This window comes from Thalassospira xianhensis MCCC 1A02616, from assembly GCF_003326475.1.
GTDB classification, from domain to species: Bacteria; Pseudomonadota; Alphaproteobacteria; order Rhodospirillales; family Thalassospiraceae; genus Thalassospira; species Thalassospira xianhensis.
This window is the reverse complement of the sequence record NZ_JPWA01000023.1, coordinates 57,274-81,452: the sequence shown is the minus strand read 5'-3', so window position 1 is coordinate 81,452 and position 24,179 is coordinate 57,274. Positions and strand designations below refer to the sequence as shown.

Below are 24,179 nucleotides of genomic sequence, written 5' to 3'. Positions count from 1 at the left end.
CCGCCGGGCCTTCCAAACACAGCACACATATTCCCTGTTCAACGATTTGATAAAACCCCTGACCTTTACTGGTCAGGGGTTTTGTCGTTTCACGCATCCGTGATGAAATACCGGGAAACTCTCACACTGACTTGATGCTTCGTGTGCCGAAGTTGCAATGACGGTGATCCGTTCGCCTGTTACCAAAAAGACATCGCCAGTCAGGCGATCAGGTTTCACGCAACAAGGATGACATCATGAAAAACGCATTGGTTCTGGGCGCGGCACTTTCGGCGGCGGTTTCGCTTGCGGCGGTTGGTCAGGCGCAGGCGCAGGGTGCCAAGGAAAAATGTTTTGGCGTATCGCTTGCCGGGCAGAATGATTGTGCGGCGGGGCCGGGCACCACATGTGCCGGGACGTCGAAGGTCGATTATCAGGGCAATGCCTGGAAGCTGGTTCCGGCCGGGACATGCGAGGATATGAGCTTTACGACGGCGGATGGTCGTAAAGTCATGGGCAGCCTTGAGGCGCTTGAGCGCGATCTTCCGAAATCCTGACGTGATGGTGCCGACCGGTTTGGCCGGTCGGCATATTCTTTTTTCCGGGAGGTTTGCGATGATTGATAACCCGCATGGCACCAGATTACCCGACCGGGCCGGTGTCGGTTTCAAGGGCGCGCATGCTGATGATGTGATCGGCCAGCCAAAGCAGGTCGGCTGGTTTGAAATCCATCCGGAAAATTACATGGTCGCGGGCGGGCCGCGCCTTGCGGTGCTTGAGGCATTACGCGCCGATTATCCGATATCGATGCATGGGGTTGGATTATCGCTTGGCGGCGGGGAAAGGCTTGATCCCCATCATCTGGCCGATCTCAAGCGGCTGGTGGATCGGTTTGAGCCTGCGATGCTGTCGGAACATATTGCATGGTCAAGTCATGACGGGCTTTATATGGCCGACCTTTTGCCAACACCGATGACGCAAAAGTCGCTTGATCAACTGGTTGAGGCGATTGACGAGGTGCAGACGGCAACAGGGCGGAAAATCCTGATTGAAAATCCGACCTCTTATCTGGCGCTGCCGCAAAATTCGATCCCGGAAATCGACTTTATCACCGAAGCCGCGCGGCGTTCGGGCTGCGGGCTTCTGATTGATGTAAACAACATTTACATTTCGGCCTGTAATCTGGGCTTTGATGCCAGCGATTATGTCGATGCGATCCCCGGTGATCTGATCGGGGAAATCCATCTGGCGGGGCATGAGGCGGATGCCAATAGCAATGAGAAGGTTCTGATTGACACCCACTCGCGCCCGGTTGCCGATCCGGTCTGGGGGCTGTTTGATCGGCTGATTGCTCGGATCGGCGCACGGCCGACCCTGATTGAATGGGATAATGATGTGCCTGACTGGGCGACGCTTCGGGCCGAGGCAGCGCTTGCAGACTTGCACCTTGAGGGGCATCTTCGGCGGTTTTTGGGTGCCGATCCCGTGCGGGTGGCATCATGAGCGGTGCAGGGGGATTTCAGGCGGAATTTTCCCGTGCCCTGATGGCAGCAGACCCTTCGGCGCGGCCCATGGGCCTTGACCCGACGATGGAGGGACGGTTTGCGATTTATCGCAACAATGTCCATCGCGGGCTTGGCGATGCGTTGATCGCGGCCTATCCGGTGGTGGCGAAGCTGGTGGGCGAGGATTTCTTTCGGGCCATGGCGCGAGGGTTTTTCCGGGCCGAGCCAACGCGCACCGGATCGCTTGCGCTTTATGGCGCCGGGTTTGCCGATTTCATTGATGGTTTCGATGCCGCTGCATCCCTGCCGTATCTTTCCGACATTGCCCGACTGGAACGGGCGCGGCTTGAAGTGCTGCATGAGGCTGATGAGGTGGTGCTGGATGCCAATTCACTTGCGGCTTTTGGGGGTGATCTGGCGGCCTGCCGGTTTGTGGCGCATAGCGCGTGCCGGTTGGTGAATTCAGCCTTTCCGATCCATGCGATCTGGGGGCGACAGCAGGCGGATCATGACAGCAAAGAAGCAACACCCATCGTGCCGCAGGCGGAAAATATCCTGATTACCCGACCCGGTATGACGGTGCGCCAGATCGTACTGGATGACGGGGGTGCGGTATTTGCCCGATGCCTTCTGGACGGCATGACGGTTGCTGATGGGTATGACGCGGCAATCGCCCGCGATCCGCAATTTGATGTGACATCCGCGTTCGCCCAACTGATAGCGGCCGGCGCATTTGCCGGTTTGAGGGAGTGATAAAATGCAAACAGCGATCAAAAGAATGAGCAGCCTTCATGCCAGCCTGTTTGGCGGACTGGAAGCACGAACCGATGGCTGGTTCATCGGGCTTTCGGCACGTTTGTGGTTTGCCGCAATTTTGCTGCCTTATTATTTCAACAGCGCGATGACCAAGGTAGCGGGGGATAGCTTTCCCAGTGCCGGGGCGTTTGCTCAGATCGTGCCGTCGATTGCCGATCAGTATTTATATGATACCGCGGCCATTCCGTTTTTCCCGTGGCATATCATTGTGATTGCCGGGACTTTGGCGGAATTTGTTTTGCCGGTTCTGATTGTGCTGGGGCTGTTTACGCGCCTCGGTGCGCTTGGCATGATCGGTTTTATCGCTGTGCAGACTGTGGTGGATATCACGGCCCATGGTGCGGCGGCAGGTGCGCTTTTTGACGGTCTGCCCGATCAGTTGATCAATCAGCGGATGTTGTGGATTTTTGTGTTGCTGATGCTGGTGATCAAGGGGGCGGGTAAATTTTCGCTTGATCATGTTTTGGCAAGGCGGGCGCGCTGAACAATAGCGGTGCCCGCTAATATCACTTCGCGATCAAAAGGGCCCGATGGTCGCTTTCGGCGCGCAATGTTGCCAGATATTCCTGACTGACGTCATGGACTGACATGATGTGGGCGTAAAGCAGTTCTTCGGCGGCCTTGTGATCGCCACGCAGGATGGCATCGACGATGCCCTGATGTTCCTCGTGCGAGGAGGCAAGGCGGGGCAGGCTGTTGAATTGCACCCGGCGGAAGGGGGCAACCCGCCGACGAACGGCCTGGGTGACTTCGACCAGCACATCATTATGGGTGCCGGCATAGATCGCATTGTGAAATTCGCGGTTCTGGCCTTCGTAAGCCGGGCTGTCGCCCGCACGCATGGCATGGGCCAGTTCGTGATGGAGTTCTTCGAGTGCGTGGCGTTCACCACTTGTCATGCGTTTGGCGGCAAGTCGCCCGCAGGTGCCTTCGAGTTCGGCCATGCTTTCAAACATTGCTGTCAGTCGTTCCGGCGTTGCCAGCGAGACATAAACCCCGCGATTGGGGATTTTTTCGGCAAGTTCGGTCGCAGTCAGCAATTGCAGGGCTTCGCGGACCGGGGTGCGTGACACGCCAAAGCGTTTTGCAAGCTGGGTTTCTTCGAGCCGGGCACCGGGAACAAGCACGCCGGTAACAATATCGTCTTCGAGGGACTGGCAGAGTTTTTGCGCAATGCCGACCGGTTCGGGCGAAGGTTGCGGGGCTTGCTGCAGGTGGATCATGTGCCGTTTCGACCCTTTGATCTTGTTGTCGATTGATATTCAGATGCTCTTTCGGGGCACCCTATACAACCGATGTATACATGATATTTCCCGTAAAATCCAAGCGCAACTGTCGCGTGCGGGATTCAGGCCCCAGCGACATCGTGCGATATGTTTAATTAATATGCATATATGCGATGCAGTAATTTAATATGATTAAAAAATAAACAGCAAAAGGGGATTTGAAGAAGTCGTAAATCATTTAAGTTGTTGAAATATAACAGATGGCACGTCGGTTGCACGGTGTATACACAATGCGGGCCAAGATCCGTTCGATGATATTATCCGCGTATTGCGCTTTCTCTATCAGGGAGACACCGATGACCAACCTTAAAAGACGCGACTTTCTGACGAAGTCGGCATTTGGCACGGCAGCCGCCGGGGCGGCTGTTTTTGCCACGCCGCATATCGCGCGTGCCCAGGAGAGCTTTAACTGGAAAATGACCAATGCCTATGGTCCGGGTTCACCATTTTACGTGACCGGCCCGGGCAGCCCCGAGGATTTCTGCAAACGTGTTACGGAAATGTCGAGCGGGCGTCTGAACATCCAGCATTTTGCCGCTGGTGAACTGATCCCGGCACTTGAGGGCTTTGACGCCGTTCAGGCCGGTACGGTCGAAATGAATGCCGCCAATGCCTATTTCTGGGCGGGCAAGATTTTTGCCGCCCAGTATTTCACTACCGTTCCGTTTGGCCTGAACTTCCAGGGTGTCAATGCGTGGCTGTATCATGGCGGCGGGCTTGAGCTTTGGCATGAGCTGTATCAGCCGTATGGCCTGATTGCGTTCCCGATGGGTAATACCGGCGTTCAGATGACCGGCTGGTTCCGCGAGCCGATTGAAAGCCTTGATGATTTCAATGGCCTGAAAATGCGTATTCCGGGCCTTGCCGGCAAGGTCTATCAGCAGATCGGGGTCGAGGTGAAACTGCTTCCGGGGGGCGAGATTTTCCCGGCCCTTGAACGTGGCGTGATTGATGCTGCCGAGTTTGTCGGCCCGTATCAGGACCGTCGTCTTGGCCTTCAGAAGGCAGCCAAATATTACTACACCACCGGCTGGCATGAGCCGTCCAACGTGACCGAGCTTCTGATCAATCAGAAAGCATGGGAAAGCCTTCCGGCCGATCTCCAGGCGATTGTCAAAAACGCCGCACAGGCGTGCAACCTTGACAGTCATTCCTGGTGCGAGGCCAACAATGCCGCGGCCCTTCGTGATCTGGTGGAGAATGAGGGCGTTATCGCCCAGACCCTGCCTGATGATGTCGTCAACAAGCTTAAAGGCATCACCAACGACACGCTGGAAGCCGAAGCCGCCAAGGATCCGCTGACCAAAAAGGTCCATGATGCATTCATGGCGTTCCGCGATACGCACCGCGAATGGGCGGCGGTGAGTGAAAAGCCCTATCACGGTATCATTTCATCCAAAGACGGGATGAGCTGATATGAATTCGACCCGTACTGAATCGCTGGCAGAACCGCTTCCCGACCGTGTGTTGGGATATATCGTTGATTTTGCCGGATGGGCGGCCGCGTTAAGCGGTCTTGCGCTTGTTCTGGTGGTCGGCGGCAATGTGTTGCTGCGCTATGTGTTCAATACCGGCAGTGTCGCCATGCAGGAACTTGAATGGCATCTGGTATCACCGATTGCCCTTCTGGGGATGGCATATGGCATGCGGCATGGCGGCCATGTACGGGTCGATTTTCTTTATGACCGGCTAAGTGACCGGGCACGCGCGATGATTGATCTGTTTTCGGCGGTGCTGATGGTGATCCTTGGTGCGGCGATCATCTGGTTTGCCATTCCCTATGTGAACCAGTCGATCATGATGGGCGAGGGATCGCCTGATCCGGGGGGATTGCCGTATCGTTTCCTGCTTAAGGCATTTATCCCGGTCGGGTTCGGGTTGCTGTTCGTGCAGGCAATTGCGCAGGCCCTGATCAATTTCCGGCAGGTGACCGGGGCGACCCGGACCGCCGATGATACTGATGATGCCGGATACGCCACCCATAAAACCGCCACCGAAGTGCCTGGGGAATAATCGAACATGACTGGTAATGAATGGCTGGCCATCGGCATGGTCGGCGGCTTTTTCGGCTTCCTTGTTCTTGGGGTGCCGGTGGCGATATCGCTTGCGATTTCCGGTTTTGCCTTTGGCATTCTGGGATTTGGCACCGGGCTTTTTAACCTTTTGCCCGCGCGTATTTACGGGGTTGTGACCAACTATACGCTTCTGGCCCTGCCGCTTTTCATCTTCATGGGGGTGATGCTTGAAAAGTCGAAACTGGCCGAAGAACTGATTGATGTGATCGGCCATGCCATGGGCCGCCTTCGCGGCGGCATGGGGCTTGCGATTGTGATTGTCGGGGTTCTGATGGGGGCGTCTTCGGGCGTGGTCGGGGCGACGGTGGTGACGGTCGGTTTGCTGTCGTTACAGCCGCTGATCAATCGCGGCTATAACAAGGGGGTGGCGTGCGGTGTGATTTGCGCATCGGGTACGCTTGGGCAGATCATCCCGCCCAGCCTTGTTCTGATCCTGCTTGCCGATATTCTGGGGGAGTCCGTAGGGACACTGTTTGCGGCGGCGATGGTGCCGGGGCTGATCCTTGCCGGGATGCTGGCCCTTTATCTGGTGATACTTGGCATTTTCAAACCCGAAATGGTGCCCGCGATCCCGCAGGATGAACGCGATGCGCTGGCCACGCGTGACCTTATGCTTAAGATCGCCAAGGTCGTGCTGCCGCCACTGGCACTTGTTTTTGCGGTTCTGGGGTCGATTGTTGGCGGGATTGCCGCCCCAACAGAAGCCGCATCTATGGGCGCGCTTGGTGCGTTGCTTCTGGCACTGTTTACCGGGCGGCTTAATTTCGGGGTGATGCGCGATGTGTTGCGCGATACCCTGATCACCAGTGCGATGGTGTTTTTCATCCTGATCTGCGCGCAGCCATTTGGTCTTGCCTTCCGCGGGCTTGGCGGCGAGGGTCTGGTGCATGCCATGTTTGAATGGGTGCCGGGTGGCGATATGGGCAACCTTCTGTTCATGATGGCAGTGATCTTTGTCCTTGGGTTCTTTCTTGAATGGATCGAGATTTCCTATATCGCGCTGCCGATGTTTTTGCCGGTGTTTATCAATAGCGGCATCGACATGGCGTGGCTTGCGATCCTTGTGGCGATGAACCTGCAGACCAGCTTCCTGACACCGCCTTTTGGCTGGGCGCTGTTCTTCCTGAAAGGGGTGGCGCCAAAATCGGTGTCGACGGTGGATATCTATCGCGGGGTCATTCCGTTTATCGGTATTCAGGCGCTGGCTCTTGTGCTGCTGTTCATCTTCCCGGAACTGACAAGCTGGCTACCGGATCTTATCGGCTGGTAGGCAACAGGTAGGTCCTGATCTGAAATATCAGGCGATTTGTCCACGATGTGAAAATCGCCTGATACCCGGATCATTTTCACGATAGATTTCAAAGAACAACAGGGCATGCCGGACACACGGCATGCCAAAGATTTTTGCGCCATCAGGAGGCCCCGAAATGCTTAGAACGAGAACAAGCCTTGGCGGGATGGTTACCGCCCCGCATCATCTGGCAGCCCAGGCCGGGCGCGATGTTTTGCGCGATGGCGGTAACGCGGTCGAGGCGATGATTGCGGCGGCGGCCACCATTGCGGTTGTCTATCCGCATATGAATGCGATTGGTGGCGACGGGTTCTGGCTGATTGCCGAACCGGGCAAGGACCCGGTGGCGATCCGGGCTTGTGGCGGGGCGGCCGGTTTGGCGAGCCCGGAATTTTACCGTAACCTTGGGCATGATAAAATCCCAGCGCGCGGGCCGCTGGCGGCATTGACCGTGGGCGGGGCGATTGGTGGCTGGATGGAGGCTGCAAAAATCGCGCGGAAACTGGGCGGCACTTTGCCGATGGCACGTCTTATTGCGGATGCGGTGCACCATGCGCGCACGGGGGTGCCGATCACGAAATCGCAGCATGAACTGACGCGCGACAAGTTGCCGGAACTTCGAGATGCGCCGGGTTATGTTGCTGCCTATGCCGCAAATGGCGTGCCCGAAATTGGTGATGTGTTGAAACAGCCGGCCCTTGGCGCAACGCTGGAACGGCTTGGTGCCGTCGGGCTTGATGATTTTTACCGGGGTGATATCGCGCGCGCCAATGCCAAGGGGCTTGAGGCGGCGGGAAGCCCGCTTCGGTTATCCGATTTCGAGGGCTATTACGCCAAAACCACCACACCGCTTTCGGTGAAGCTATCGAGCGGGATTGTTTTCAACATGGTGCCCCCGACGCAAGGGGCTGCGTCACTGATGATCCTTGGCCTGTTTGATCGGCTGGGTGTGACGGCGGGCGAGGGATTTGATCATATCCACGGCGTGATCGAGGCGACCAAACGCGCCTTTATCAAGCGCGATGCCCATATCGGCGATCCGGGGCGGATGGATATTGATCCGATGTCGCTTCTGAGCGATGCGATGCTGGATGCCGAGGCGGCAAAAATCGATATGAAAACCGCATTGCCCTGGCCGCATATCGCCAAGCCGGGCGATACGATCTGGATGGGGGCGACAGATAAAAACGGCACGGTCGTCAGTTACATCCAAAGCATTTTCTGGGAATTCGGATCGGGCGTTGTCGTGCCTGAAACCGGGGTCCTGTGGCAGAACCGCGGGGCAAGCTTTACGCTGCATGACGGCCCCAACCAGCTCGGCCCCGGCCGGTTGCCGTTCCACACGCTTAACCCGGCGATGGCGCGCCTGAATAATGGTGATGTCCTGACCTATGGCACCATGGGGGGCGAGGGGCAGCCGCAAACCCAGGCAGCGGTGTTTACCCGCAATGTCCTGTTCGGGCAGGATTTGCAGGCGGCGATCACCGCACCACGCTGGCTGCTGGGCCGGACATGGGGGGCGGAAACGACTACGCTGAAGCTTGAAAACCGGTTTGACCCGGCCCTGATCACGCAGCTTGAAAAAGCCGGTCATGCGGTTGAGGTTGTCGGTGATTTCGAAGACATGATGGGCCATGCGGGCGGCATTTTGCTGCGCGCCAATGGTGTGATGGAAGGGGCGACTGATCCGCGGGCGGATGGGGTGGTTGCGGGGCTTTAACGTTTGAAGACATTGCCCCGATACGGGCAATGTCTTTTCCGTTGGTTTTTGGGGCCCTGTTTAATCGCGATCCATCGAAATCGCGAGGTCCTTCTGGCTTTCAAGTTCCTGAAGGCGTTGTGTCAAAGCGTGGTGAATGGACGCATATGCGCCGGCGCCCATGGTCAGCCTTTTGGGCGCCGGATTGACATCCACGCTGTCGATCATGGCCTGTGCCATTTTGCTGGCATCGCCGTGGATTTCAAATTCGCCCGATGCAATCATGTTGCGAACATCTCCGGCTGGCGTGTTTTCGTAAACATCCATCTTTGGCGGGGATACCAGCCCGGCGGCGAAGTTGGTCATGGTCGGGCCCGGTTCGGCAAGGGTGAAATCGATATTGAACGGTGCGACTTCCTGTGAAACGGATTCTACAAATCCCTCAATTGCCCATTTGCTGGCGTGGTACAGGCTGAAATTGGGATAGGCTATTTGACCGCCTTCTGATGACACCTGAATGATTCTTCCGCCCGCTTGTGCACGCAGCAACGGGAGGGCTGCGCGGATCGTCTGAATTGATCCGATGACATTGGTGTCTATCTGATGGCGGATCTGATCGTCGCTGACTTCTTCTGCGGCACCAAACAATCCATATCCGGCATTGTTGACGATGACATCGATCCGTCCAAATGCATCAAAGGCTCCCTTGACAACCGCGTAAATGGCAGCGGTATCCGTAACGTCCAGATGGGCAATCCAGAGTTTGTCGCCATATTGTTCTTTGAGATCATCAAGGCTGCCTTTCTTGCGCAGCGTTGCGGCAACTTTGTCGCCGCGCGCAAGGAGCTTTTCGGTCATCAATCGGCCAAATCCAGATGATGTACCGGTAATAAACCATGTTCTGGTCATGTGCTGCCTCCTTATGTGAACACTGAGGCGATTGTAGGGAGGTATGTTTTGTGTGATTATCCGAATAATATTGGATAATATGATGCAAAATTCACATGAATAAGAAGCCGGACCTGAATGTGTTGGCAGCCTTTGCCGCGATTGCGACGCATGGCAGTTTCCGCAAGGCTGCGGACGAGCTTGGCATGCCGCCATCGACACTTAGTCATATGATGCGGGGGCTTGAAACACGGCTTGATGTCCGCTTGTTTAATCGCACAACGCGAAGTGTCGCCCTGACGGATGCGGGTGCGCGATTTTTAGCTCGGGTGCGGCCATTATTGCGCGATTTCGATGCTGCATTCGAAGAAATCGAATTGCAGCAAAACCGCCTTAGCGGTGTTGTTCGCATCAATTCAAATGAACCGGCAGCCCGCATGCTGCTGCGCCATGTTGTTCCCGTCTTTCGTAAACGTTTTCCTGATATCGAACTCGATATCGTGACGGAAGGTGCGCTGGTTGATATCGTGGCAGAAGGCTTTGATGCAGGAATACGTCTTTGCGAAGATGTCCCGCAGGACATGATTGCGATCCGCTTTGGGCCTCAGATCCGGTTTATGGTCGTTGCGTCGCCAGACTATCTTGCCCGGCATCCGGTGCCACGAACTCCTGAAGAGCTGCGAAGGCATGCCTGCATTCGCCACCGGTTGCCCAGCGGTAAACTATATCGTTGGGAATTTGAGAAGGATGGGCAGGAAAGCGCAATTGAGGTTAGCGGCCACATTACACTCGATCATCTTGAACTTATGGCAGAAGCCGCATCGGATGGCATGGGGATCGCCTATCTGCCGGACCATATTGCGGCACCTTATATCGACAAAGGTGAACTTGCGCCGCTTCTATTGGACTGGTGTCCGCCGGGACCGGGACTTTGCATTTATTATCCGGATCATCGCCATGTTCCGGCCCCTTTGCGTGCCTTCCTTGATGTGGTCAGAGAAGTCAGAATCCCATCTTGATCGCATCGCTCAGGTCGCAACAAACCGGTAGGCATTGCCGTGGCGTTCGGCGTAGCCGACGCCGGGATAGGTCCAGTGATAGCCCAGCATCCTGATCTTTTCCGAGGCGGCGCGGTCAAGCAGCATCTGCCGGTTGACCAGGGCCTGTTCCGGGTCGGTGTCAAAGCCGAAATGCCATGCGGGATGGGCAAAAAAGATGATGTCGTTTGTGCAGGCATCCCCGGTGATCAGAAGGTTGTCATCACCGGCCAGTTCGAGCGAGATGTGGCCCGGTGTGTGGCCTTTGGTGTCGATGACCTGCATACCTGGTACGATTTCGTCACCGGGGCGAACAAGGTTCAGGCGATCCCGTATTGGGAGAAGATCGCGTTTTGCGCCCGTGGCAAAGCCATGCAGTGCCTTTGGCATGCGGGTTTCGAAATTGCGGTCGGTCCAGAACATCCATTCTGCTTCGGATATGAAGTAATCCGCGTTGGGATAGTGAACATTGCCGTCTGCGGTTACCGTTGCGCCGGAATGGTCGGGATGGGCGTGGGTGAAAACGACCTTGGTGATATCGTTTGGCGAGATACCGATGGTCGCAAGGTTGTGTTCCAGCATCCCGGCACTTGGCTGAAAATTGCCACCTGATCCGGTGTCGATCAGGATCAGGTCATCGCCATGTCGGATCAGGGGGATGTTTGTCTGTACCGGGGCACTTTGGGCACCCCCACCCATCATCTGCAGGATGGCAAGCCGTTCGGCGTTGCTGGCATCGGGAAGCAGTATTTCGACCGGCAGGGTGAGAAAGCCGTCGCTCAGTACCGTGATGTCAAAGGCACCATGACGGAACCGGTAAAAGTCGGTGGCGGCAAATGCCTTGCGCGACAGCAGGGATATTCCGGCAATTGCCGTGGTCGCAGCGGCACCGATCATGAAATTTCGCCGTGTGAGCTGCATCGGGGGAAATGCGGGACGGATCATGCCGGTTCACCTGTTTTGACGCGGTTTGCATAACGCGGTGCGGGTTGGGCGAGGGACAGGAACGGGGCAATCGCATGGCGGGCCGTTTCCATGGCATCCCACATCGCCAGATCGGCAAGGGACGGGATGGTGATCAATTCACCCTGATCAAAGCCGGCAAGCGCGGCATCGACCATGTCACCGGCATCCATCATCATTTCCGGCGGGATCACGTTGATATCGAGCCCGGCGCGTTCGAAAAGTTCGGTGCGGGTAAAGCCCGGAAGAACCGCCTGCATCTGCACCCCGCGCGGGCCGATTTCAGCGGCAAGGGACTGGGTCAATGACAGGACGAATGCCTTGCTGGCGCAGTAGGATGCATTGAAACGTTCGGGCATCAGCGGCACGACCGATGCGATATTGATGATCGCGCCGCGACCGCGATCTGCAAAATTGTGGACGGCGGCAAGTGTCAACCGGTGAAGGATATCGACATTCAGAAACACCAGTTGGCGCAGGATGTCCGGGTCGGAGGCCAGAACGTTTGCATTCGGGCCAATGCCAGCCGAATTGACAACCAGTGTCAGGTCGTCGCCGGTGGCGAGCCGGGTTGCGACATTTTCAAGATCGTCATGATTGGTCAAATCCGCCGGAAGGGCTGTGACTGCGATGCCGTATTGCGTGGAAAGATCGGTGGCAAGCTGGTCAAGACGTCCGGCATTGCGTGCAACAAGCACAAGGTTATAGCCGCGTTTGGCAAGCCGGTCGGCATAGACGGCACCAATGCCCGACGAGGCACCGGTAACAAGTGCGGTTCCCTTTGACATGGCGGGCTCCTGCTTTTCTGGGGTTTGAAACATGTAATGGGATGGGCGAAAAATCGGTGAAGGCAAACCGGGCCGATCTGCCTTCGTGATGATCATGCGGCCTTGGCCGCGGAGCCGATGTAATCATCGGTCGACATCATGGTGGCATAGGCAAAACCCAAGGCAGACATGAAGGCCGCATGGGCATATTTCGCAGGCACCGTCACACCATCAAATTCAAGATCGCGCGACGCGCAGGCATCATGGATCACCGTTACCGGATAGCCGAAATCGGCAGATGCACGGGTGATGGCATCAACGCACATGTGGCTCATATTGCCGCAAATCACGACTTCGGTGATGCCGTTACGGTCCAGATGTTCCTTTAGGTCGGTATCGCGATAGGAATTGATCTGGTGTTTAAGTACCACATGTTCATTTTCAAGGTTCATCACGCTGGGATGAAGGGCGGCACCCTTGGAGCCCGGTTGGAAAAACGGTGCGTCGCTGCTTTGGAATTCATGGCGGATATGGACCACCAGATCACCGGCCTTGCGGGCACTTTCGATCAGACGGGCGGCATTCTTGGCGGCGGACTCAACACCGGAAAGAGTCCATTTCCCACCGGGGAAATAGTCGTTCTGGATATCGACGACGATCAGGGCTTTCTTGGTCATGGTTCTGTTCCTTTGTTTCGAAACGGGGCCGCTTTCCGGGGTGCGGGCAGGGGGAGAGATGCATGGAGTGGTGAGGACGAGGTGCATCATCCGAACCCGGAAAGCGGTTCTGTTCTGCCTGACTTTTCAGGCAATCGGTGATGACGGGTTGTCAGGCCCGGATGAAATCGAGAACATCCTGATTGAAACGTTCGGTATGGGTTTGCGAAAGGCCGTGATCGGCACCTTCGTAAATCTTCAGAACCGATCCCTTGACGATTTTCGAGCTTTCGAGCGCGGATGCGACGATCGGAACGATCTGGTCATCATCGCCATGCACGATCAGGGTCGGTTTATCGATCTTGCGAAGGTCTTCGGTGTAATCGACTTCGGAAAATTCGCGGATGCAGTCAAGCTGGCCCTTGATGCCGCCCATCATGCCCTGCGCCCAGAAGCTTTCGCGCACACCTTCGGAGATTTTCGCGCCGTCGCGGTTATAGCCGTAGAACGGAATGGTCACATCGAGGAAGAATTGCGACCGGTCTTCAAGCGTGCCTTTGCGGATGCCATCAAACACATCCATCGGCAGACCATTCGGGTTCTTGTCGGTTTTCAGCATCAGGGGCGGGACCGCCCCGACCAGAACGACCTTTGCAACGCGCTTGGTGCCGTGACGGCCCAGATAGTGCGCCACTTCGCCGCCGCCGGTCGAATGGCCGATCATGATCAGGTCCTTGAGATCGAGATATTCGATCAGTTCGGCCAGATCATCGGCATACTGGTCCATATTGTTGCCATCCCAGGTCTGGGTGGAACGGCCGTGGCTGCGGCGGTCATGGGCGATCACGCGATATCCCTGCTGGCCAAAAAACACCATCTGGGCATCCCAGGCGTCGGCCGATAGCGGCCAGCCATGAGAAAACAGGATCGGCTGGCCCTTGCCCCAGTCCTTGTAGAAAATTTCGGTGCCATCCTTGGTTTTGATAAACGACATGCTCTGTGCTCCTGATTTTGTCGGGTTCGGATTGGTTGCGGCAAAGGACATTTTGGGAAGTGCGGTGGCCGCGACTGCCGCCCCGCCCGCAAAAAGAAGATTTCGCCGTGATGTTTCCATTGAAAATGCGTTTGACTGTTCGTTCATGATATCTGCTCCTGCTGATGTGTCGTTTCTGGTGCCGTGCTGATGACGGGCATTTGTTTGTCGATGAAATCAGCGTGAGGGAGTTCTGTCGGGAAAACGAGTTAAGCGTCGTAAATTGATGCAAATCGGAATTTTGGCTGCTTTGCATCAATCGTCAGTCGGGCAGGGGCGGTAATCGCGGACCGAGCTTTTCTTTGACAATCCGGATCATCGCGCAGGCGGCAAGTGAGGGGGATTCATCGGAACTTCCAATAATCAAAAGCCCGCGTCCGGCGTCGTTTGCAGTGATTTGAAGATCGTCCGCGTCAATGAGGGCTACGGGCTTCTTTTCGGCAAGAAAGGCTTGCAAAACGGGTATCAGGCCGCGGCTTTCATCGTTCCAGATGTGACTTGAAAACCCGACACAAAAGGCCGCGACAAAGTCGCAGACCGCGATCTGATCCAGACGCAGCGTATCAGCGATATCTTCGCGGGCAGCGCGGTCTGACTGAAATCGCAGCATTGCGGTTCTGACGGCGGTGGAATGAGCACCCGCGTGGTCGGGTGGGGTGATGGTTATTGCCGGAAACCCGCCACCGGGAGATGCCAGAACGACTTCGGCCGGCATGTCGCGGAACAGATAATAGGCCGAGGCAATCCGGGTGATGTCGAGACGATGATTGCGGATCGCGTCATCTTCATCTCCGGCGATTATCATTAAAAAGCGGACGGGAAAATTCTGGTCCATGAATGGTCTCCTCCTCTGGGATATGATCCGAGGATCAGAGACATTCAGCGAGTTGCAAGTTGTAAATCGTTGTAAATCTGAAGGCGATGGAAGCCCGGATTCAGGCCATTATGCGGTCTGGCACAGGGCGAATGCGGCCATGTCCCTGCGGATGCGGTTCTCCCAGCCGATTGCGCCATCCTGACGGGCGAGTTCCAGTGCAAGTGTCAGGCTGGTGCGCCCCTGTTCCAGACTGTTCTGGGTGTTGTGGCGGATCAGGATCGCACCGCGTACCCGGTGAAGTTCGGCCAGACACCATCTTTCGCCCGATTGCGCGCAACCGGCAATGGCTGCATCAATGGATTTGATCGCAGCGTCATAATCGCCAAGAGCTTCCTGTGCCTGTGCCATGATGGATTGAAAATAGGATTGAAACAGCACGAAGCCACCATGTTGCAGGGTCGCAAGACATGATTGCATCAGGTGCAGGCAATCCTTGGGCCGACCATTAATCAGATGCAGTTCCGCATCGAAACAATCCGCATAACAGTGCCAGACATCAAGCGACAGTGCTTTGGTGTGGTCGCGTAATTGCGCGATATAGGTGGAAGCCAGATCATGTTTTTCCGACAGAATGGCGATCGGGCAGCCTGCTTCGGCCAGAAGGGTACACAGCGAAATGTCGTGCGAGATGTCTGTCAGATATTCAAGGGTTTCGGAAATCTTGCCAAGCGCATCGTCGGTATCACCCAAAACCCATGAAATGCGGGCCAGAATGATGATTGCCGTTACCCGCTGATCAAACTGGAAACGGATCGAATGCTGACCTGCCGAGAGGGCCTCGTAATCGGCAAGCATTTCGGTCAGGATGTTTTGCGCATCCTTGTGCTGCCCCAGCCAGTGCAGGGTTGCACCATGCAAGCGCTGGCCGATGACCCTGTCTGCGATATCGGGCGAGGTTTGCGCCAGTTTCTGAAATTTTTCGGCAAGTTCAAGGCCAAGCTTTGGTTCCGCGCGGTTGATGGCATCGACCCATAGTGCCCAGATCGCCCGAAGCTGATAGTCAAGGTCGCCGAGATCCTCGGCAATGGCAAGGGCGGTGGACCACGCGGCGATACCATGTTCCGGCGCATTGATGGCACGTAACTGCGGCCAGCCAAGTGCGGCATAAAGCTGCATGCGGCTGCGTTCGTCACGTCCCGGTTTGGCATCAAGATATGCCAGTGCCTGTGTCACGTGGCTCAGACATTCGTCGAGAAGCGACAGGCGGAAAAACAGTGGCAAGGCCACCACCGTCAATCGTGCGCCAAGTACCGGATCGCCATCATCGCCAAAGGCCCATTGCAGGGCGACCCTTAAATTCGCGACCTGTTGGAGATCCCGATATTCCTGTCTGGCGCGCGCGGTGGCCGAAAGTTCGTAGCTCTTGCCATCGTAAAGATCGCATAGATGACAGACGAACTTCTGCATGACCGGGGTCTTTTCGCCTTCGTTATCGAGCTTTTGCAGGGCATAAAGACGCGTGGTATCAAGCAGGCGATAACGGGTTTCGTCCGGGGCCGCAGCGGCAACGATCAGTGATTTGGCCACAAGCGATGGAAGAATATCGTGGGCATCGCCGTTGCTTAGGATCGCGCTGGCGCTATCAATGGTGAAGGGCCCGCGAAAAACGGACACTTCCCGAAGTGCGCGCTGTTCGGCGGCGGACAGGATCATATAGCTCCAGTCCAGGGTCGCGGTCAGGGTCTGGTGGCGTGGCAGGGCGGTGCGTCTGCCGCGTGTCAGAATGCGAAAACTGTCGGCCAGTGATTTTTCAAGGGATTCAAGCCCGATGGTTTCAAGCCGTCCGGCGGCCAGTTCAATCGCCAGCGGAATGCCATCCAGCCGGGCACAGATTTCAACTATATGCGCGAGATCGGCATCATCGGGGGTAAATCCGCCAAGGAACCCATCGGCGCGTTCAATGAATAACTGCACCGCCGGGGATTGCCGGGCGACCGCGGTATCTTTGACATCGGGCAGGTCAAGAGCCGGGATCCGATGGACTCGCTCCCCATAGGCCCGCAACGGTTCGCGGCTGGTGGCGAGAATGCGAAGACCTGGTGCCCGGTCCAGAAGGTCCTCGGCAAAGCTTGCGGCACTTTCGATCAGATGTTCGCAGCAATCGAGAACCAGAACTGCCTTGCCCGAATGCAGTCGGGTGGCAATTTCACCGATGATATCGTTGCTGCGTGGCAGGATGCCGATTGCCGATGCGACGACGGTCGGGACCAGATTACCAAGTTCGACTTCCGACAAATCAATCCAGATCGTGTGTTCGGGCTCGGTCCCGTTCGCCACGACTGCGCGGGCGACAATCGATTTGCCAATCCCGCCCGGGCCGACAATGGTCAGGAGCCGGGAAATGGATAATTGTTCTGTCAGGCTTTCAATTAGCTGATCGCGCCCCAAAACCCGTGACAAAGGTCTTGGCATGACAACGGAAGAGCGGGCCGGAATGACATCGGATGTCGGCGTGACGATTTTATCAGCGGGCGCAATGTTGCCATGGCCGATGTCAGGCGACCTTGTGCCGCGTTGCAACGTTGCGATGAAGGTGTAGCCGCGTCCGGGAATATTGGCGATGAAGGCTGGTGCCTGTTTGGTATCTTCCAGTGCCCTGCGCAGGGCGGATATATGCACCCGCAGATTGGCTTCTTCGACAAAGGTGTCGGGCCAGACATGTTTGACGATATCGGCATTGGTGCGCAATTCACCAGCGTGCGAAACCAGATAAAGCAGGATATCCATGGCTCTGCTGCCGACGGGCACGGTTTTGCCATCACGCAAAAGAGCGCGCCGGGTAGGCAAAATCGTGAAGGGGCCGAATGAAAGCTCTTCTTCCACGCAACGATCACCCTGCGGACATTCCGCGAGGTGTGCCTCCAGATGGGTTTCTCAAATGGAATGACTATAAGGTATCACAAAAGTTGTTTTACACCAACGCGTTATTGCGCTGCGTCATACAACTTTCGATGACATTTTTTCGACGATGAGCTGGAGATGGGAACTGTCGTCGTCACGAGAATTCCCACTCGATCACGTGCTTATATGTCTCGCCCGGATTGAGCCACGGGCTCGGGAAATCTGGGCGGTTGGGGCTGTCGGGAAAGGTTTGGGGTTCAAGGGCAATGCCGCCTGATTTGTGGAGGCTTTTGCCGTCGGGTATTTTCATCGCATCGGTGAAATGCTGCGATAGGTAGAATTGCAATCCGGCCTCGGTCGAGAAAAGTTTCATCGTCCGGCCGCTATCGGGATCGGAGAGGGTTGCGATCTGTTTAAGTGGTCCGCGCGCGCCATTGAGGCAGAAATTGTGATCAAAGCCCTGATCGGCATTCAGAAGGTTTTGCGCAATTCCCTTGGGGTTTCTGAAATCGTAACCGGTTTCCGCCACATCCTTGCGCCCTGAAAGCGGGATCAGGCGATCATCAATCGGAAGATAGGCATCGGCATTGATTTGCAGGATATGCAGGGCCGCGCATTTATCAAACCGCCCTGTCAGGTTCCAATAGGCGTGGCTGGTCATATTGACCGGGCAGGTCTGATCGCAGGTTGCCGTGATTTCAAGGCGCAGGCGATTTTCAGCGACAATCGAATAGGTCGCGGTGGCCGCGAAATTCCCCGGATATCCCTGATCGCCATCCGGGCTTTCGAGGTGGAAGGCGATTTTGTGATCAGAGTTTTGCGTAACCGACCAGTCGTGCCGGTCAAAGCCGGTGATGCCGCCATGCAGGTGTGTGGGGCCTTCATTGGCGGCCAGTATCACCCGGTCACCATTCGGGGCGATGTAGGCCGAATTGGCAATGCGGTTGGCATAGCGCCCGCAGACCGCGCCGATATAGCTGTCATGAGTGGCGTAGGCATCATCATCGGGCAGGCCGACAGTGATATTGGTTTCCGTGCCGTCGTCATTACGCAGCCAAAGCGCCCGGATACGTGCCCCATAGGGGGAGAGCAGGATTCGCATTTTTGCGGTCCTGATTTGCAGGGTTCCTGCCGGTGCCGGGTTCATCGGGATTGCTGTCGGGTTTTTCGACATGTCGCCTCATTTTATCTGCAAATAGCTGTTTTATTTAGACTTTGCGGTTTTTTCATCCGCTGTCAACCACGCTTTCTACGCGAAAGTGGGGAGGCGCATTTAGGCCGTTGAGTTCCTTCAAATCATATTGTATTACTATATGGCTTTTAGCAATAAAACAGCCTTTAGGGAGGAAATAATGAAAAGTCTCAAGCAGCTTGCAGTTTCGACGGCGGCCCTTGGTGTTGCACTTGGTCTGTCCTTTGCGGCACAGGCCGAAATGATGATCGGCTTCTCGCAGATCGGGTCGGAAAGCGGCTGGCGTACGTCCGAGACGGAATCAATCAAGGCCGAAGCGGAAAAGCGCGGCATTGATCTGAAATTCTCGGATGCGCAACAGAAACAGGAAAACCAGATCAAGGCAGTCCGTTCCTTCATTGCCCAGGGCGTTGATGGCATTCTGCTGGCACCGGTTGTTGAAACCGGCTGGGATCAGGTGCTTCAGGAAGCCAAGGATGCCGGTATTCCCGTCGTTCTGGTCGACCGTGGGGTTGCGGCCGATGAAAGCCTGTATCTGACCAAGGTTGCATCCGACTTCGTGGTGGAAGGCGCGCTTGCAGCCGCATGGCTTGCGGCGGAAACCAACGGCGTTTGTGATGTTGTCGAGCTGCAGGGCACTGTTGGCTCGTCGGCTGCCAATGACCGCAAGGAAGGTTTTGAGTCCGTTGTCGGCAACTTCCCGGGCATCAGCATCATCCGTTCCCAGTCGGGTGATTTCACCCGTTCGGGCGGCAAGGAAGTCATGGAAAGCTTCCTTAAAGCCGAAGATGGCGGCAAAAACATCTGTGCGGTTTATGCCCATAACGATGACATGGCGCTCGGTGCGGTGCAGGCGATCAAGGAAGCCGGTCTGAACCCGGGGGATGACATCCTGATCGTATCGATTGATGCGGTTCCTGATATTTTCAAGGCGATGGCCGATGGCGACACCAACGCTACCATTGAGCTGAACCCGCATCTTGGCGGACCTTCCTTTGACGCGATTGCTGCTGCCAAGGAAGGCAAGGAAGTGCCGAAATGGATCAAAGCCAATGGTCCGCTTTATCTGCCTGATACCGCTGCCGAAGAATACAAAATGCGCAGCAAGTAAGGCCGTTATCCCCAACCGTGCGCCTTACCGTGCGGTTGGGGTGACGCTACTGGCGTGATGTCTGAGCGCATCCTTGTCGGAGGCAGGGGTGCGCTCGGCCACATCCGGCATCTCGTCCCAGATGGGGCAGGCATGCCGGGGCCACATCAGGCCAGCGAACATAAAGGGAGAGGGGCTATCCATGTCTGAGAAGACGCAATCCGTGCTGTCAGTACGCGGGGCGGGAAAATTCTTTCCCGGCGTCAAAGCCTTGCAGGATGTCGATTTCGATTTGCGATCCGGTGAAATTCACGCGCTTTTGGGTGAAAACGGTGCCGGGAAATCGACGCTGATCAAGGTGATTACCGGGGTTCATCCGCGCGATGCCGGAACCGTCCTGCTTGACGGGCAGGAAATCCATCCAAATCATCCGGGCGATGCGCAGGCACTTGGCATTTCGACGGTTTATCAGGAAGTCAACCTGGTGCCGACATTGTCGGTTGCCGAAAACCTGATGCTGGAACGCCAGACGTTGAAATTCGGGTTTATTTCGTGGAAGAAAACCGAAAGTGATGCCAAAGCCGCACTTGAGACGCTGGGTCTTGATATTGATGTCAACCGGCCGCTGGGTTCCTATTCGGTGGCAATCCAGCAATTGGTTGCGATTGCGCGTGCGGTGGCACTTGATGCGCGGGTTCTGATCCTTGACGAACCAACCGCAAGCCTTGATGCCGAGGAAATCCGCACCCTGTTTCGCATCATGAACGAACTGCGTGCCAAGGGGCTTGGTATTGTGTTCGTCACCCATTTCCTGGATCAGGTTTACGCGATTACGGACCGCATCACGGTCCTGCGCAACGGGCGGCTTGTCGGTACGTTTGTGACCAAGGAACTGGCACAGATTGACCTGATCAATCACATGCTGGGCCGGGAACTGGCCGAAGTCAGTTCACACCGCCATCAGGATGAAAGCAATTTCACCGGCAAGGGCCGTCAGATCCAGATCAAGAATCTGGGCAAGAAGCGGGTTCTCGAACCGGTGACGCTGGACCTTTCGGGGGGCGAGATTGTTGGGCTGGCCGGGCTTCTGGGGTCGGGCCGGACGGAGCTTTCGGAGCTTATTTTCGGGGCGAAAAAGGCCGATAGCGGTCTTGTGTTCCTTGACGGGGAGCCGGTGATGCTGCGATCCCCGCGCCATGCGATCCGGTCGGGTTTCGGGCTTTGCCCCGAGGACCGCAAACAGGATGGCATTGTTGCCGAGCTGAGCGTGCGCGAAAACATCATGCTGGCCCTTCAGGGGCGGCGGGGCTGGTTGCGCCCGATTGCACGCGCCGAGCAGCAGAAAACCGCCGATGAGATGATCAAGGCGCTGGGGATTGCGACACCGGACAGCGAAAAACCCGTCGGGCAACTGAGCGGTGGTAACCAGCAGAAGGTTATTCTGGCGCGCTGGCTGGTGTCCAAGCCGATTTTCCTTATTCTCGACGAACCTACACGCGGCATTGATGTCGGTGCGCATGCCGATATCATCAAGCTGATCAAGGAGCTTTGTGACGAGGGGCTGGCCCTGCTGGTGGCGTCATCCGAGCTTGAGGAAATCGTTGCCTTTGCCGACCGGGTTGCGGTGATGCGCGACCGCCAAAAGGTTTCCGAACTTACGGGTGCCGAAATCACGCAGGACAAAATCATCGAGGCGATTGCACGATGACCAGCTTGCAGGACAAAAAGAAATTACGGGAAAGCAGCACCATGTCTGCATCTTCTTTGCTGAGCCGGCAGTGGTTTGGCCCGGTGGCGGCCCTTGTGCTGATCATTCTGGGTATCGGGATCATATCGCCGGACTTTTTTGATATTCGCATTGTTGACGGGCATCTTTACGGGTCGCTTGTTGATGTGGTGCATCGCGGGGCGTCAACCGCCCTTGTGGCGGTCGGCATGGCGGTGGTCATCGGCACGCGGGGCATTGATCTTTCGGTCGGTTCGGTGATTGCGATTGCGGCGGCTGTGATGGCGGTCCTGATCCGTGATACCGATCTGCATCCAGCGGTCATCATCCTTGCAGCGCTTGGGGCCGGGGTGCTGTGCGGGCTGTGGAACGGGATGCTGGTGGCCTATCTTGATATCCAGCCGATCATTGCGACCCTGATCCTGATGGTGGCCGGGCGCGGGATTGCGCAGATGATCACAGATGGCCAGATCGTGACCTTCCACGGGGCGTTTTTCGAAGGGATCGGCAGCGGGTATCTGCTGGGCATTCCGTGGCGGGTGATCATTGCTGCGGTGGTGATTGGTGCGCTTTACGCGGTGATGCGCAAAACAGCCCTTGGCCTGTTTGTTGAATCGGTTGGCGGCAATGCACGCGCCAGCCGTCTTGCGGGTATTGATGCGCGCGGGATCAAGCTTCTGGCTTATGCGATTTCGGGGCTTTGTGCGGCTTTCGCCGGGATCATTATTGCGGCCGATATTCGCGGGGCGGATGCCAACAATGCCGGGCTGTGGCTTGAACTGGATGCCATTCTGGCGGTGGTGATCGGGGGCGCGTCGCTGATGGGCGGGCGGTTCTTTATCGGCATGACGGTGATCGGGGTTCTGATCATTCAGTCGCTGACCACGGGCATTCTGTTATCCGGTCTGCCGTCGCAATATACCCTAATCGTCAAGGCGGCGGTGGTGATGGTGGTTCTGCTGGTGCAGGCACCGAAATCCCGCGAACTGGCGGGCAAGGCCTGGGAGAAGATCGGCAGCCGGAAGGTGCGGGGGAATTCCGATGAAAATTAATGAACGTTATTACCCGTTGCTTGCCACGCTGGCGGTGCTGGCCCTGCTTTATGGTTACGGGATTGTCGAACATCGGGCGTTTTCCGATACTTATGTTCTGGGTGCGCTTCTGACCGATAATGCGTTTCTGATCATTACTGCGGTCGGCATGACATTCGTTATCCTGTCGGGCGGGATTGATCTTTCGGTCGGCTCGATGATTGCCTTTGTGGGCGTATTGATGGCCGAACTGGTGACCGGGTTTGGCATGCATCCCTTGGTCGCGGTGGTGATTTCGATTGCGGTCGGGACGCTTTTCGGGGCCTTCATGGGGGTGATTATCGCCAAGTTCGATATTCAGCCGTTTATCATCACGCTGGCGGGGATGTTTTTCCTGCGCGGGATGTGCTTTTTGATCAACCTTGATTCCGTGCCGATTGATCATCCGTTTGTGGCAGATTTCAGCGGATTTAAAATCCCGCTGCCCGGTCGTGGCTGGATCAGTGCGGCGGCGTTGCTGATGCTGATCACGGTGATTGGCGGGGTGATTATTGCGCATTACACCCGGTTCGGGCGCAATGTCTATGCCATTGGCGGGGACCGTCAATCGGCTGAATTGCTGGGCATTCCGGTGCAGGGCACGATCATCCGGGTTTACACTTTGTCGGGCTTTTTCAGTGCCTTGGCCGGTGTTGTTTTCGCGTTTTATACCGCGTCGGCCTATCCGTTGGCAGCCGTCGGGGTGGAGCTTGATGCGATTGCGGCGGTGGTGATTGGCGGAACGCTTCTGACCGGGGGCATGGGCTTTGTGGTCGGTACGTTCTTTGGCGGGATCATCATGGGGGTGATCCAGACCCTGATCGCGTTTGACGGGTCGCTCAATAGCTGGTGGACCAAGATCATGATCGGGGCGCTTCTGTTTGGCTTTATCGTGCTGCAACGCCTGATTACCCGGTCATTTTCGGGGATGCGGGCCGGGGCAGGGTAAGCCACGGGAGAGCCGGAAGCCGGCCATATCATAGCGTAAAATTCGGGCCGGGGCGGCAGGGCTGCTTCGGCCCGAATTGTTTTCCGGGCCTTTTATTTCGGCGGTCAGAATGCGGGTTTTGGGACCGGTTTTTTATGAAGTTATTTTTCATAATCGATCCGATTTTTCAGTTTTGGTGAATAATCGATCGGGAAGCGGCGTGTCGAAGATCGTGACCGTCCGTTTCGGGCACGAAAAACCGGCTTTTATTTGTGTGAGGAATACGGGTTTTGGATGTTGTGAGGCGAAAAACGGCTTTTTATTTGTATGAGGAATGCAAAAAGGGCGACGCTGATGACAGCCCATTTTTATCTTTGGCCGCTGTCTGGGCGCTGTGTGGGCACGATGAAATCGTCGGGTCCGTCAGGCGGGGTCAAAGCGATATCACAGACCGGTCAAA

22 protein-coding genes are annotated in these 24,179 nt (G+C 56.3%); 13 read left to right on the top strand and 9 right to left on the bottom strand.

What is annotated here, in order from left to right; translation table 11 throughout:
• Nucleotides 1-236: 236 nt before the first annotated feature.
• Genes TH5_RS17360 through TH5_RS17345 form a run of 4 tightly spaced genes read left to right on the top strand, consistent with a single transcriptional unit; the run spans nucleotide 237 to nucleotide 2,784 of the window.
• The gene (locus TH5_RS17360; RefSeq protein WP_114122900.1) at nucleotides 237-536 is read left to right on the top strand and encodes a BufA1 family periplasmic bufferin-type metallophore; all 300 of its coding nucleotides are present in this window, start codon (nucleotides 237-239) and stop codon (nucleotides 534-536) included.
• A gap of 58 nt (nucleotides 537-594) precedes the next feature.
• Nucleotides 595-1,482 carry an MNIO family bufferin maturase gene (gene bufB / locus TH5_RS17355; protein ID WP_167443583.1) on the top strand — a complete coding sequence of 296 codons (888 nt, stop codon included), beginning with the start codon at nucleotides 595-597 and terminating at the stop codon, nucleotides 1,480-1,482.
• On the top strand, nucleotides 1,479-2,237 hold the full coding sequence (locus tag TH5_RS17350) for an HvfC/BufC N-terminal domain-containing protein (RefSeq protein ID WP_114122898.1): 759 nt from the start codon (nucleotides 1,479-1,481) through the stop codon (nucleotides 2,235-2,237). Before bufB ends, TH5_RS17350 begins: the two co-directional genes overlap by 4 nt.
• A 25-nt stretch (nucleotides 2,238-2,262) precedes the next feature.
• Nucleotides 2,263-2,784, top strand: coding sequence for a DoxX family protein (locus TH5_RS17345; protein ID WP_244204960.1), 522 nt, complete (start codon nucleotides 2,263-2,265; stop codon nucleotides 2,782-2,784).
• A gap of 22 nt (nucleotides 2,785-2,806) precedes the next feature.
• Here the strand turns inward: TH5_RS17345 and TH5_RS17340 are convergent, their stop codons facing one another.
• Nucleotides 2,807-3,523 carry a GntR family transcriptional regulator gene (locus TH5_RS17340; RefSeq protein ID WP_114122896.1) on the bottom strand — a complete coding sequence of 239 codons (717 nt, stop codon included), beginning with the start codon at nucleotides 3,521-3,523 and terminating at the stop codon, nucleotides 2,807-2,809.
• A gap of 359 nt (nucleotides 3,524-3,882) precedes the next feature.
• Here TH5_RS17340 and TH5_RS17335 point away from each other — a divergent pair, with 359 nt between their 5' ends.
• The 4 genes from TH5_RS17335 (at nucleotide 3,883) to TH5_RS17320 (ending at nucleotide 8,672) form a co-directional block, all read left to right on the top strand.
• Nucleotides 3,883-5,001 carry a TRAP transporter substrate-binding protein gene (locus TH5_RS17335; RefSeq protein ID WP_062961360.1) on the top strand — a complete coding sequence of 373 codons (1,119 nt, stop codon included), beginning with the start codon at nucleotides 3,883-3,885 and terminating at the stop codon, nucleotides 4,999-5,001.
• 1 nt (nucleotide 5,002) lies between these two features.
• Nucleotides 5,003-5,599 (top strand): TRAP transporter small permease subunit, encoded by a 597-nt coding sequence (locus tag TH5_RS17330; RefSeq protein ID WP_062953021.1) that lies wholly within the window; start codon nucleotides 5,003-5,005, stop codon nucleotides 5,597-5,599.
• A gap of 6 nt (nucleotides 5,600-5,605) precedes the next feature.
• Nucleotides 5,606-6,931 (top strand): TRAP transporter large permease, encoded by a 1,326-nt coding sequence (locus TH5_RS17325; RefSeq protein ID WP_114122895.1) that lies wholly within the window; start codon nucleotides 5,606-5,608, stop codon nucleotides 6,929-6,931.
• A 157-nt stretch (nucleotides 6,932-7,088) separates the two neighbouring features.
• Complete coding sequence (locus TH5_RS17320; RefSeq protein WP_114122911.1) at nucleotides 7,089-8,672, top strand: gamma-glutamyltransferase family protein; 1,584 nt, start codon at nucleotides 7,089-7,091, stop codon at nucleotides 8,670-8,672.
• Between the two features lie 60 nt (nucleotides 8,673-8,732).
• On the opposite strand, the gene TH5_RS17315 is transcribed toward TH5_RS17320, so the two are convergent.
• Nucleotides 8,733-9,560 (bottom strand): SDR family oxidoreductase, encoded by an 828-nt coding sequence (locus tag TH5_RS17315; protein WP_114122894.1) that lies wholly within the window; start codon nucleotides 9,558-9,560, stop codon nucleotides 8,733-8,735.
• Nucleotides 9,561-9,655: 95 nt separating this feature from the next.
• On the opposite strand from TH5_RS17315, the gene TH5_RS17310 reads away from it, so the two are divergent.
• Nucleotides 9,656-10,558 carry a LysR family transcriptional regulator gene (locus tag TH5_RS17310; protein ID WP_114122893.1) on the top strand — a complete coding sequence of 301 codons (903 nt, stop codon included), beginning with the start codon at nucleotides 9,656-9,658 and terminating at the stop codon, nucleotides 10,556-10,558.
• Between the two features lie 9 nt (nucleotides 10,559-10,567).
• Here TH5_RS17310 and TH5_RS17305 read toward each other — a convergent pair whose 3' ends face one another.
• From TH5_RS17305 to TH5_RS17275, 7 genes are all read right to left on the bottom strand, one after another.
• Entirely contained in the window at nucleotides 10,568-11,521 is a 954-nt protein-coding gene (locus tag TH5_RS17305) for an MBL fold metallo-hydrolase (protein ID WP_208638476.1), read from the bottom strand.
• Nucleotides 11,518-12,327, bottom strand: coding sequence for an SDR family NAD(P)-dependent oxidoreductase (locus TH5_RS17300; RefSeq protein ID WP_114122909.1), 810 nt, complete (start codon nucleotides 12,325-12,327; stop codon nucleotides 11,518-11,520). Before TH5_RS17300 ends, TH5_RS17305 begins: the two co-directional genes overlap by 4 nt.
• Nucleotides 12,328-12,419: 92 nt before the next feature.
• Nucleotides 12,420-12,983: a cysteine hydrolase family protein gene (locus TH5_RS17295; protein WP_114122892.1), complete on the bottom strand. Its 564-nt coding sequence runs from the start codon at nucleotides 12,981-12,983 to the stop codon at nucleotides 12,420-12,422.
• Nucleotides 12,984-13,134: 151 nt separating this feature from the next.
• Nucleotides 13,135-14,103: an alpha/beta fold hydrolase gene (locus TH5_RS17290; RefSeq protein ID WP_114122891.1), complete on the bottom strand. Its 969-nt coding sequence runs from the start codon at nucleotides 14,101-14,103 to the stop codon at nucleotides 13,135-13,137.
• A 154-nt stretch (nucleotides 14,104-14,257) separates the two neighbouring features.
• The gene (locus TH5_RS17285; protein WP_114122890.1) at nucleotides 14,258-14,830 is read right to left on the bottom strand and encodes a type 1 glutamine amidotransferase family protein; all 573 of its coding nucleotides are present in this window, start codon (nucleotides 14,828-14,830) and stop codon (nucleotides 14,258-14,260) included.
• A gap of 108 nt (nucleotides 14,831-14,938) precedes the next feature.
• Nucleotides 14,939-17,695 carry an ATP-binding protein gene (locus tag TH5_RS17280; protein WP_114122889.1) on the bottom strand — a complete coding sequence of 919 codons (2,757 nt, stop codon included), beginning with the start codon at nucleotides 17,693-17,695 and terminating at the stop codon, nucleotides 14,939-14,941.
• 172 nt (nucleotides 17,696-17,867) lie between these two features.
• Complete coding sequence (locus TH5_RS17275; protein ID WP_244204959.1) at nucleotides 17,868-18,887, bottom strand: aldose epimerase family protein; 1,020 nt, start codon at nucleotides 18,885-18,887, stop codon at nucleotides 17,868-17,870.
• 178 nt (nucleotides 18,888-19,065) lie between these two features.
• Here TH5_RS17275 and TH5_RS17270 point away from each other — a divergent pair, with 178 nt between their 5' ends.
• The 4 genes from TH5_RS17270 (at nucleotide 19,066) to yjfF (ending at nucleotide 23,740) form a co-directional block, all read left to right on the top strand.
• Nucleotides 19,066-20,016, top strand: a complete 951-nt coding sequence (locus TH5_RS17270; protein ID WP_085643603.1) for an ABC transporter substrate-binding protein — start codon at nucleotides 19,066-19,068, stop codon at nucleotides 20,014-20,016.
• Nucleotides 20,017-20,197: 181 nt separating this feature from the next.
• Nucleotides 20,198-21,703, top strand: coding sequence for a sugar ABC transporter ATP-binding protein (locus tag TH5_RS17265; protein ID WP_114122888.1), 1,506 nt, complete (start codon nucleotides 20,198-20,200; stop codon nucleotides 21,701-21,703).
• A 41-nt stretch (nucleotides 21,704-21,744) separates the two neighbouring features.
• Complete coding sequence (locus TH5_RS17260; protein ID WP_167443582.1) at nucleotides 21,745-22,773, top strand: ABC transporter permease; 1,029 nt, start codon at nucleotides 21,745-21,747, stop codon at nucleotides 22,771-22,773.
• Nucleotides 22,763-23,740, top strand: coding sequence for a galactofuranose ABC transporter, permease protein YjfF (yjfF, locus tag TH5_RS17255; RefSeq protein ID WP_114122886.1), 978 nt, complete (start codon nucleotides 22,763-22,765; stop codon nucleotides 23,738-23,740). The genes TH5_RS17260 and yjfF overlap by 11 nt, the downstream gene beginning before the upstream one ends.
• Nucleotides 23,741-24,179: the final 439 nt, after the last annotated feature.

What these genes read in the sequence shown, in the direction of transcription:
- TH5_RS17320 (WP_114122911.1), top strand. Translation starts at nt 7,089, where the DNA reads ATGCTTAGAACGAGAACAAGCCTTGGCGGGATGGTTACCGCCCCGCAT.
- TH5_RS17360 (WP_114122900.1), top strand. Translation starts at nt 237, where the DNA reads ATGAAAAACGCATTGGTTCTGGGCGCGGCACTTTCGGCGGCGGTTTCG.
- TH5_RS17275 (WP_244204959.1), bottom strand. Translation starts at nt 18,887, where the DNA reads ATGTCGAAAAACCCGACAGCAATCCCGATGAACCCGGCACCGGCAGGA.
- TH5_RS17330 (WP_062953021.1), top strand. Translation starts at nt 5,003, where the DNA reads ATGAATTCGACCCGTACTGAATCGCTGGCAGAACCGCTTCCCGACCGT.
- TH5_RS17270 (WP_085643603.1), top strand. Translation starts at nt 19,066, where the DNA reads ATGAAAAGTCTCAAGCAGCTTGCAGTTTCGACGGCGGCCCTTGGTGTT.
- yjfF (WP_114122886.1), top strand. Translation starts at nt 22,763, where the DNA reads ATGAAAATTAATGAACGTTATTACCCGTTGCTTGCCACGCTGGCGGTG.
- TH5_RS17285 (WP_114122890.1), bottom strand. Translation starts at nt 14,830, where the DNA reads ATGGACCAGAATTTTCCCGTCCGCTTTTTAATGATAATCGCCGGAGAT.
- TH5_RS17310 (WP_114122893.1), top strand. Translation starts at nt 9,656, where the DNA reads ATGAATAAGAAGCCGGACCTGAATGTGTTGGCAGCCTTTGCCGCGATT.
- TH5_RS17350 (WP_114122898.1), top strand. Translation starts at nt 1,479, where the DNA reads ATGAGCGGTGCAGGGGGATTTCAGGCGGAATTTTCCCGTGCCCTGATG.
- TH5_RS17295 (WP_114122892.1), bottom strand. Translation starts at nt 12,983, where the DNA reads ATGACCAAGAAAGCCCTGATCGTCGTCGATATCCAGAACGACTATTTC.
- TH5_RS17265 (WP_114122888.1), top strand. Translation starts at nt 20,198, where the DNA reads ATGTCTGAGAAGACGCAATCCGTGCTGTCAGTACGCGGGGCGGGAAAA.
- TH5_RS17300 (WP_114122909.1), bottom strand. Translation starts at nt 12,327, where the DNA reads ATGTCAAAGGGAACCGCACTTGTTACCGGTGCCTCGTCGGGCATTGGT.
- TH5_RS17260 (WP_167443582.1), top strand. Translation starts at nt 21,745, where the DNA reads ATGTCTGCATCTTCTTTGCTGAGCCGGCAGTGGTTTGGCCCGGTGGCG.
- TH5_RS17290 (WP_114122891.1), bottom strand. Translation starts at nt 14,103, where the DNA reads ATGAACGAACAGTCAAACGCATTTTCAATGGAAACATCACGGCGAAAT.
- TH5_RS17335 (WP_062961360.1), top strand. Translation starts at nt 3,883, where the DNA reads ATGACCAACCTTAAAAGACGCGACTTTCTGACGAAGTCGGCATTTGGC.
- TH5_RS17345 (WP_244204960.1), top strand. Translation starts at nt 2,263, where the DNA reads ATGAGCAGCCTTCATGCCAGCCTGTTTGGCGGACTGGAAGCACGAACC.
- TH5_RS17325 (WP_114122895.1), top strand. Translation starts at nt 5,606, where the DNA reads ATGACTGGTAATGAATGGCTGGCCATCGGCATGGTCGGCGGCTTTTTC.
- bufB (WP_167443583.1), top strand. Translation starts at nt 595, where the DNA reads ATGATTGATAACCCGCATGGCACCAGATTACCCGACCGGGCCGGTGTC.
- TH5_RS17340 (WP_114122896.1), bottom strand. Translation starts at nt 3,523, where the DNA reads ATGATCCACCTGCAGCAAGCCCCGCAACCTTCGCCCGAACCGGTCGGC.
- TH5_RS17305 (WP_208638476.1), bottom strand. Translation starts at nt 11,521, where the DNA reads ATGATCCGTCCCGCATTTCCCCCGATGCAGCTCACACGGCGAAATTTC.
- TH5_RS17315 (WP_114122894.1), bottom strand. Translation starts at nt 9,560, where the DNA reads ATGACCAGAACATGGTTTATTACCGGTACATCATCTGGATTTGGCCGA.